Genomic DNA, 8,233 nt, shown 5'->3' on the forward strand with positions numbered 1-8,233 from the left:
AGGGTCGTGCGCGGCGGCCGGGCGAACGGCGGGCGCGGGGCTCGGCGCAGGCCCGGTCGCAGGGCTCGGCGCACGGTAGCACCCGGCACCCGCCCCGCCGGCGCCGCCCGCACCTCGCCCACCGGCGCCTCGAACCGCTTTGTTCCGCTCACGTGCCCCCGACCCTCAACCCCCATTTGAGGGGGACGGCGGGGCAATGTCAACCCCCCGCGCCCGCTTCCCGAGACACTGCGACGCATTCGTGACCCGGCGCGGCGCGATCGGCGGAATCGGAGCCTGTCGCGGGAGGTCTGCCCGCCGAAGTAGAGTCGGTGCGGTGAGGGAAAACGATCTGTCCAGCCGGCCGGATGCCGCGCCCTGGCTGACCCCGTCCCGGTACTGGCCGGACCTCACCGCCGCGACCTCGGAGCGGGACGCCCCCGTCGTGGCCCTGCACCTCGACGCCCTCCGCCACAACGCGCACCAGCTGCTGGATCGGGCGGCCGGCACCCCGATCCGCGTGGCCACGAAGTCGATCCGGGTGCGCAGCGTGATCGAAGCCGTGCTGGCCGTTCCCGGTTTCGGCGGGGTGCTCGCCTACACGCTGGCCGAGTCGCTGTGGCTGGCGGACACCGTCGACGACATCCTCGTCGGGTACCCCACGGCGGACAGGTCGGGCATCGAGCGGCTGGGGCGCTCGCCGGAGCTGGCCGCCCGGGTGACCCTCATGGTCGACTCGCTCGCCCAGCTCGATTTCATCGACTCGGTGCTTCCGGCCGGAAGCCGCGCCCCGATCCGGGTCTGCCTCGAACTCGACGCGGCGTGGGACGTCCCCGTCTTCGGCCATGTCGGTGTGCGCCGGTCGCCGGTGCACACACCCGAGGAAGCCCGTGCCCTGGCGGTCGCGATCGTGGCCCGCCCGGGATTCCTGCTCGTCGGCCTGATGGGCTACGAGGCCCAGGTCGCCGGTATCCGCGACCGGCCGTCCGGGCAGCCGGTCCGGGGCGCGGTCAACCGTTTCATCCGCCGTCGCTCGATCGCGGAGCTCGCCGAGCGGCGGGGTGCGGCGGTCGCGGCGGTGCGCCAGGTCGCCGAGCTCGAGTTCGTCAACGGCGGGGGCACCGGGTCGCTCGAGAGCACGCGCGCGGACGCATCCGTCACCGAGCTCGCGGCAGGAAGCGGCCTGTTCGGCGGGCACCTCTTCGACGGTTACTCGGGTTTCCGGCCGGCTCCGGCGGCGGCCTTCGCCCTGTCCGTCGTGCGGAAGGCGACCCCGGACACGGCCGTGTTGCAGGGCGGCGGCTGGATCGGCTCCGGCCCACCCAACCGGGACCGTCTGCCGCTACCGACCTGGCCGCAGGGGCTCCGCTTCCTGCCGCTCGAAATGGCCGGCGAGGTGCAGACGCCCGTCGCCGGGCGCGGGGCCGAGGCCCTCTCGGTCGGCGACCGGGTGTGGCTGCGCCACGCCAAATCAGGGGAGCTGAGCGAGCACGTCAACGAATTCGTGCTCGTGCACGACGGCCGCGTCGTGGACGTCCTGCCCACCTACCGGGGCGAAGGGAAGGCGTTCCTGTGACCGCGAGCGGAGCCACCTGGCGCAACTGGGCCCGCACCGAGGCCGTGCGCCCCCGGCGGGTCGAACGACCGGGCTCCGTCGGCGCGGTGCAGCGCGCGGTGATCGCCGCGGGCGCCGCCGGGCTCCGGATCAAGGCGGTCGGGGCGGGGCACAGCTTCAGCGGGATCGCCGTCGCTCCCGATGTGCAGCTGGACCTGCACGACCTCAGCGGGGTCATCCGGGTCGACCGCGCCGCCCACCAGGTCACGCTGGCCGCCGGCACCCGGCTGCACCGGCTGGAGCGCCTGCTCGCACCATACGGCCTGGCGTTGGCGAACATGGGCGACATCGACCGGCAGAGCATCTCCGGCGCCATCTCCACCGGCACCCACGGCACCGGCAGCGCCCTGGGCGGCCTCGCCTCGCAGGTCGTCGCGCTCACCCTCGTCACCGGCGACGGCTCCCTGCTGCACGTGAGCGGCACCGAGAACGCCGAGCTCCTGCCGGCCGCGGCCCTCGGCCTCGGGGCGCTGGGCATCATCGTCGACGTCACTCTCCAGTGCGTGCCGGGCTTCCTCCTGCACGCGGTCGAGAGCACCGAGCCGCTGGAGCGCGTGCTGGAGAGCTACCTCGAGCGCAGCCGGGCGGCCGACCACTTCGAGTTCTTCTGGTTTCCGCACACCGAGAGCGCGCTGACGAAAACCAACACGCGGCTGCCGCTCGGCGCGGTCCGCGCGCCCCGCGGCGCCGTGTCGCGCTGGCTCGACGACGAACTGCTCGCCAACGGCGCCTACCGCGGCATCTGCGCCCTCGGCGCGCTCCAGCCTGCGCTGGTGCCCGGGTTCAACCGGCTGGCCGAGAAGCTCAGCGGCCGACGCGAATACACGGATGTCTCCACCCGCGTGTTCGTGACCAACCGCACCGTGCGCTTCCGCGAGATGGAGTACGCGCTGCCGGTGGCCCTCGTCCCGGCCGCGCTGGCCGAGGTTCGCGCGTTGATCGAGCACCGGGGCTGGCGGATCTCCTTCCCGATCGAGGTGCGCTCGGCCGCCGCCGACGACCTGTGGCTCTCGACCGCGGCCGGACGGGAGACCGGGTACATCGCCGTGCACCGGTACTACCGGGAGGACCACACCGAGTACTTCCGGGCGGTGGAGGAGATCATGCGGGCGCACGGCGGACGCCCGCACTGGGGCAAGATCCACGACGCCGACGCCGAGTTCCTCCGTGCGGCCTACCCGCGGTTTGACGACTTCCGCCGGGTCCGTGACAGGCTCGACCCGGAGCGCCGCTTCAGCAACCCCTACCTGGAAAGAGTCCTCGGCAGTTGAGCACGAAGAAGTTGAACAGCAACACGCCCACCGCACGCGCCTGGCAGCACCGCGCCTGGCAGCACCGGGCCGGGGAGCTCGGCTCCGGCCTGCCGGACGGCTTCGTCGTCGGCACGGCAACCTCCGCCTTCCAGGTCGAGGGCGGCGCCAGGGACGGCGGCCGCCACGAGTCGGTCTGGGACGGCTTCACGACCCAGCCCGGGCGCATCCTGGACGGCTCGAATGCCTCGGTCTCGGCCGACCACTTCCACCGGCAGGCCGAGGACGTCATCCTCCTCCGCGAACTCGGCGTCGACGCGTATCGTTTCTCCTTCGCCTGGCCGCGGCTGCAGCCGGACGGCCGCGGGGGACTGAGTCAGAGCGGATTCGCCTTCTACGACCGGCTGCTCGACGGGCTCCTCCGCGCGGGCATCAGCCCGATGGCCACGCTCTTCCACTGGGACACGCCGGCCGAGCTCCGCGGCGGCTGGCTGAACCGCGACACGGCCCAGCGCTTCGGCGACTACGCGCACGCCGTCGGCGAGGCCTTCGGCGACCGAATCGACGACTGGGTGACGTTCAACGAGCCCGCGACGGTGACCCTCGGCGGCTACGCGCTCGGGACCCAGGCGCCCGGCGAACGGTTGCTCTTCGGCGCGCTGCCCGTGGCGCACAACCTGCTCCTCGCGCACGGCCTCGCCGTGCAAGGTCTCCGCGCCGCCGACGTGCGCGGCCGGATCGGCATCGCGAATCTGCATTCGCCCGTGCAGGCGGCCAGCGACCGGGAGGCCGACGAGGTCTTCGGCGAGCTGTTCGACGTGCTGCACAACCGGATCTTCGCCGACCCGGTGCTGCTCGGCCGGTATCCGGAGCCGCCGGAACAGTTCACGACCGAGCTGCGCGCGCTCATCGAGGTGGACGACGCGGACCTCCGCACGATCCACCAGCCGCTGGATTTCTACGGGCTCAACTACCGCGGGCCCTCCCGCGTCGCGGCCGGCCGGGGAGCCTCGACGACCGCCGACGGGCAGCCCTCTGCGGCGGCCCACCTGCCCTTCCACCTCGAGCCGTTCCGTGAGGCGCCGGCGACCGGCTCCGGGCATCCGATCGCCCCCGAGTACCTCGGCGTGAGCCTGGTGGAGCTTCGCGACCGGTACGGGGACGCCCTGCCCCCGGTCTGCATCACCGAGGGCGGCGCGAGCTTCCCCGACGTCGTCGACGAGCGCGGCGCGGTGCACGACCCGGTCCGGATCGACTACCTCGCCGAGCACCTGTCGGCCGCGGTCGACGCGGTCCGGCCCGGCGGCGTCGCGGAGGGCGTCCGGCTGCGCGGCTACTTCATCCGCTCGCTGCTCGACGGATTCGAGTGGGAGGCCGGCTACACGCAGCGCTACGGCCTCGTGCATGTGGACTTCCCCACCCAGAACCGCACGGCCAAGTCCTCCTACCGCTGGCTGCAGCGCGTCCTCTCCGCCCGCTGACCCGCCCTTCCACCCCCGCGAAACCGCAGTTGTGCGCGCTAAAACGCCGTCATAACGTGCACAAGTGCGGTTTCGCGGGCTATGGGGTGCGGCGGCGGAGGGTGATCGAGCCGATGACGACCGCGGCGACGATCCACGCGCCGATGATGAGCAGCTCGCCGGCCACGTACGCGGCGTCCTCGGAGTCGGTGGCGACCGCCTGGAGCGCGTCGATGGCGTGTGAGAGCGGCAACCAGTCGCTGATCTGCTCGAGGCCTGCGGGCAACTGGTCGCGCGGGAGGAAGATGCCGCCGAGCAGGATCTGCGGGAACACGAACGCCGGCATGAACTGCACGACCTGGAACTCGGTGCGGGCGAACGCGCTGGCCAGCAGGCCCAGCGTCGTGCCGAGCACGGCATCGGCGACGGCCACCGCCAACAGGAGCCAGACCGATCCCTCGATCTCCAGCCCGTAGACCCAGACCGAGAGCCCGACCGCGATGGATGACTGCAGCACGGCGAGCAGGCCGAACGCCAGCGTGTAGCCGAGGATCAGGTCGCCCTTGCCCAGCGGCATCGACAGCATCCGCTCGAGCGTGCCCGTGCGCCGCTCCCGCAGGGTGGTGATGCTCGTGACCACGAACATGACCACGAACGGGAACAGCGCGAGCATCGCGGGCCCGATGGTGGAGAAGGCCGTCGTGTCCGAGAATATCCAGGCCACCAGCCCGATCAGCAGGCTGGGCACGACCAGCAGGAGCGCGATGGTCCGCGGGTCGTGCAGGATCTGGGTGAGCACGCGGCCGGCGGTGGCGAGCGTGCGCAGCGGGGTCACGGGGCCTCCTCGCCGGGCGCGACCGGATGCGCCGCAATCAGTGTGAGGAACGCCGCCTCGATGTCCGCGGCGCCGGTGGCGGCGAGCAGCCCGCCCGGGGTGTCATCGGCGAGGACCTCGCCGTGGCGCATGAGCAGCAGGCGGTCGCAGCGGGCCGCCTCGTCCATGACGTGGCTCGACACGAGCAGGCTCGTGCCGGCCGCGGCGAGGCGGTGGAACAGCCCCCACAGTTCGACCCGGAGCACCGGGTCGAGCCCCACGGTCGGCTCGTCGAGCACGAGGAGGTCGGGCGAGCCGAGGAGGGCGCCGGCCAGGGACACCCGGCTGCGCTGGCCGCCGGAGAGCGACCCGGCCAGCTGCCCGGCGTTGCTGCCGAGGTCGGTGGCCTCGATCACCCGGTCGATGTCGCCCCGGGGCACGCCCAGCACCGCCCGGAAGTAGGCCAGGTTCTGCCGCACGGTCAGGTCGTCGTAGATGCTGGCGTCCTGCGTGACGTAGCCGACCCGGCGGCGGAGCGATGCGGTGCCGACCGGTTCGCCGAGCACGCTGACCTCGCCCGACTGCACGATCTGCACCCCGACGATCGCGCGCATGAGCGTCGTTTTGCCGCAGCCGCTCGGGCCGATCAGGCCCATCACGATGCCCCGCGGCACGGTCAGGCTCAGTCCGTGCAGCACCGGATGCTTGCCCCGCCGCGCATGCAGGTCTCGCACGACCACCGCGGGAGCCTCGTTGTTCCCCATGACTGCATTATTCGCCGGTCAGGGGCGAATGTCACTCATTTGCTGACGCTTGGCTTGGAGTGTCATGGGAACCGGGTGGGAGCATCCGACCACGCGGTTATGATGGTGCTGCATCGAACAATCACGCGCACAATCCCGCCGCACAAGCTCAAGGAGTCGCTGCCATGGAATGGCTCATCCCGGTCCTCATCGTTGTTGGACTCGTCGTCATCGTGGGGATCTACCTGTGGGCGACCTATAACTCCCTGGTCACTCTCAAGGTGCGCGTCGATGAGGCGTGGAGCGACATCACCGTGCAGATGAAGCGTCGCGCGGACCTCATCCCCAACCTGATCGAGACGGTCAAGGGCTACGCCGCGCACGAGAAGGCGGTCTTCGAGAACGTCACGAAGGCGCGCGCCGAATCGCTCTCCGCCCAGGGGCCCGCCGAGCTGGCCGCGGCCGAGAACCACATGCAGCAGGCCCTCCGCAGTATCTTCGCCGTCGCCGAGGCCTACCCGCAGCTGCAGGCCAGCCAGAACTACCTCCAGCTCCAGGCCGAGCTCGTCGACACGGAAGACAAGATCCAGGCCTCGCGCCGGTTCTACAACGGCGGCGTGCGCGAACTGAACACGAAGATCAAGGTCTTCCCGAACAACCTCATCGCCCGCAACCTCGGCTTCACCGAGCGTGACTTCTTCGAGGTGTCCGACTCCGCAGCCATTGCGGAGCCGCCCCGCGTGCAGTTCTAACGGCGAGCGGCAATGTATAGCGCGATCGCCCGGAACAAACGCAACACCGTCTTCATCATCATCCTGTTCCTGGTCATCATCGCCGGGCTCGCCTGGCTGGCCAACGCCGTGTACGGCGACCGGGGCTACGGCATCTTCATCGCCACGATGGTCATCGCCATCCTGTACGCGGTCGTGCAGTACTTCATGGCCGGCCGCCAGGCGGCGGCGATGAGCGGCGGGGTGCGCCTGAACAGCAAGGACGAAAACCCGCGGCTCTGGCGGATCGTGGAGAACCTCTCGATCACCACGGGTACGCCGATGCCCGAGATCTACCTGATCAACGACCCGGCCCCGAACGCGTTCGCGACCGGGCGGGATCCGGAGCACGCGATCGTGGCGGCCACGACCGGGCTGCTCGAAATCATGGATGACTCGGAGCTCGAGGGCGTGATGGCCCACGAACTCGGCCACGTGCAGAACTACGACATCCGGGTCTCGATGATTGTCTTCGGTCTCGTCGTGGCGGTCGGGTTCATCTCGGACATGTTCCTCCGGATGGCCTTCTTCGGCCGCAGCGACCGGAACAACGGCAACCCGATCGTGCTGGTCTTCGGCCTCGTCGCGATGCTGGTGGCGCCGCTCGTGGCGAGCATGGTGCAGATGGCCGTGTCGAGGCAGCGCGAGTACCTGGCGGATGCCACCAGCGCGATGACCACCCGCCACCCGGATGCCCTCGCCCGTGCGCTCGAGAAGCTTCAGACCTACGGGCGGCCGCTGCGGCGCCAGAACACCTCGATGGCGCACCTGTGGATCGCGGACCCGCTGAAGCCGGGCCTGATGGCGAAGTTGTTCAGCACGCACCCGCCGATCGCCGACCGGGTCGAGCGCCTGCACACGATGGGCCGCACCTTCTAGTCCCTCAGCCGATCCGTCGATGCGTCGATCCGTCGATCCGTCGATGCGTCGATGCGTCGATGCGTCGATGCGTCGAACCGTCGATGCGTCGATGCGTCGAACCGTCGAACCGTCGATGCGTCGATGCGTCGATGCGTCGAACCGTCGAACCGTCGAACCGTCGAACCGTGAGTTTGTCACCTTCGCGGGCCCCACGAAGGTGCCAAACTCACAGTTCGGCGAAGGTGCCGACACGCTCGATCGACGGCCCCGGAGGTCGATCGACGGCCCCGGAGGTCGAGCCGGCCCCGGAGGTCGAGCCTGCCCCGGAGGTCGAGCCTGTCAACGTCGGCGAATGGATTCCGCCACCACGCCGAGAATCGCCGTTTGCGCCGAGATGACCCGGTGCAACGGCGACACTCGGCGCAAACGGCGACACTCGCGGCCGCATCCGCCAGCCAGCCAGCCAGCCAGCCCGCCCGGCCGGGCCCGCCGCCGCGCAGGCGGATTGGAGGGGGATCTACAGGCTCGATGACAGGCGGCCCCGGAGGCCCACGCTGGTGCTGTGCCGCTGTGCTGGAGTTGTGCCACCCGCGCAGCGGCGCACTGCCCGCGCGTCGAGGACTAGCGCAGCTCGGCCGCCAGCCCCGCCGCGAGGGTGCCGCGCGGCACGACCGCGATCTCGCCCAGGCCCTGCCAGCGCGCCGCTGCCCGCAGCACGACGGCCAGGCGCGCGGCGGTGTC

At 71.0% G+C, this 8,233-nt stretch carries 7 protein-coding genes; 5 read left to right on the top strand and 2 right to left on the bottom strand.

The genetic code is table 11. The annotated features are described in order from the left end of the window. The first annotated feature begins 316 nt into the window (after window positions 1–316). The 3 genes from E3O23_RS00055 to E3O23_RS00065 are packed head-to-tail and all read left to right on the top strand — an operon-like array spanning window position 317 to window position 4,325. Window positions 317–1,555, top strand: a complete 1,239-nt coding sequence (locus E3O23_RS00055; protein WP_241983243.1) for an alanine racemase — start codon at window positions 317–319, stop codon at window positions 1,553–1,555. Then, a complete protein-coding gene (locus tag E3O23_RS00060) occupies window positions 1,552–2,865 on the top strand; it encodes a D-arabinono-1,4-lactone oxidase (RefSeq protein WP_134486512.1) in 1,314 nt (437 codons plus the stop codon). The genes E3O23_RS00055 and E3O23_RS00060 overlap by 4 nt, the downstream gene beginning before the upstream one ends. Then, complete coding sequence (locus tag E3O23_RS00065; RefSeq protein WP_338145289.1) at window positions 2,862–4,325, top strand: glycoside hydrolase family 1 protein; 1,464 nt, start codon at window positions 2,862–2,864, stop codon at window positions 4,323–4,325. The genes E3O23_RS00060 and E3O23_RS00065 overlap by 4 nt, the downstream gene beginning before the upstream one ends. Window positions 4,326–4,404: 79 nt before the next feature. On the opposite strand, the gene E3O23_RS00070 is transcribed toward E3O23_RS00065, so the two are convergent. Together E3O23_RS00070 and E3O23_RS00075 are read right to left on the bottom strand one after the other, a co-directional pair. Next, a complete protein-coding gene (locus tag E3O23_RS00070; RefSeq protein ID WP_134486515.1) occupies window positions 4,405–5,139 on the bottom strand; it encodes an ABC transporter permease in 735 nt (244 codons plus the stop codon). Further along, on the bottom strand, window positions 5,136–5,882 hold the full coding sequence (locus E3O23_RS00075) for an ABC transporter ATP-binding protein (protein ID WP_134486518.1): 747 nt from the start codon (window positions 5,880–5,882) through the stop codon (window positions 5,136–5,138). Before E3O23_RS00075 ends, E3O23_RS00070 begins: the two co-directional genes overlap by 4 nt. A 164-nt stretch (window positions 5,883–6,046) precedes the next feature. Here E3O23_RS00075 and E3O23_RS00080 point away from each other — a divergent pair, with 164 nt between their 5' ends. Beyond that, window positions 6,047–6,613 carry a LemA family protein gene (locus tag E3O23_RS00080; protein ID WP_134486521.1) on the top strand — a complete coding sequence of 189 codons (567 nt, stop codon included), beginning with the start codon at window positions 6,047–6,049 and terminating at the stop codon, window positions 6,611–6,613. 12 nt (window positions 6,614–6,625) lie between these two features. Beyond that, a complete protein-coding gene (locus E3O23_RS00085) occupies window positions 6,626–7,510 on the top strand; it encodes a M48 family metalloprotease (RefSeq protein WP_134486524.1) in 885 nt (294 codons plus the stop codon). Window positions 7,511–8,233: the final 723 nt, after the last annotated feature.

Origin of the sequence: Cryobacterium tagatosivorans (assembly GCF_004402215.1) — a bacterium.
Lineage (GTDB): Bacteria > Actinomycetota > Actinomycetes > Actinomycetales > Microbacteriaceae > Cryobacterium > Cryobacterium tagatosivorans.

What these genes read in the sequence shown, in the direction of transcription:
- E3O23_RS00080 (WP_134486521.1), top strand. Translation starts at nt 6,047, where the DNA reads ATGGAATGGCTCATCCCGGTCCTCATCGTTGTTGGACTCGTCGTCATC.
- E3O23_RS00085 (WP_134486524.1), top strand. Translation starts at nt 6,626, where the DNA reads ATGTATAGCGCGATCGCCCGGAACAAACGCAACACCGTCTTCATCATC.
- E3O23_RS00075 (WP_134486518.1), bottom strand. Translation starts at nt 5,882, where the DNA reads ATGGGGAACAACGAGGCTCCCGCGGTGGTCGTGCGAGACCTGCATGCG.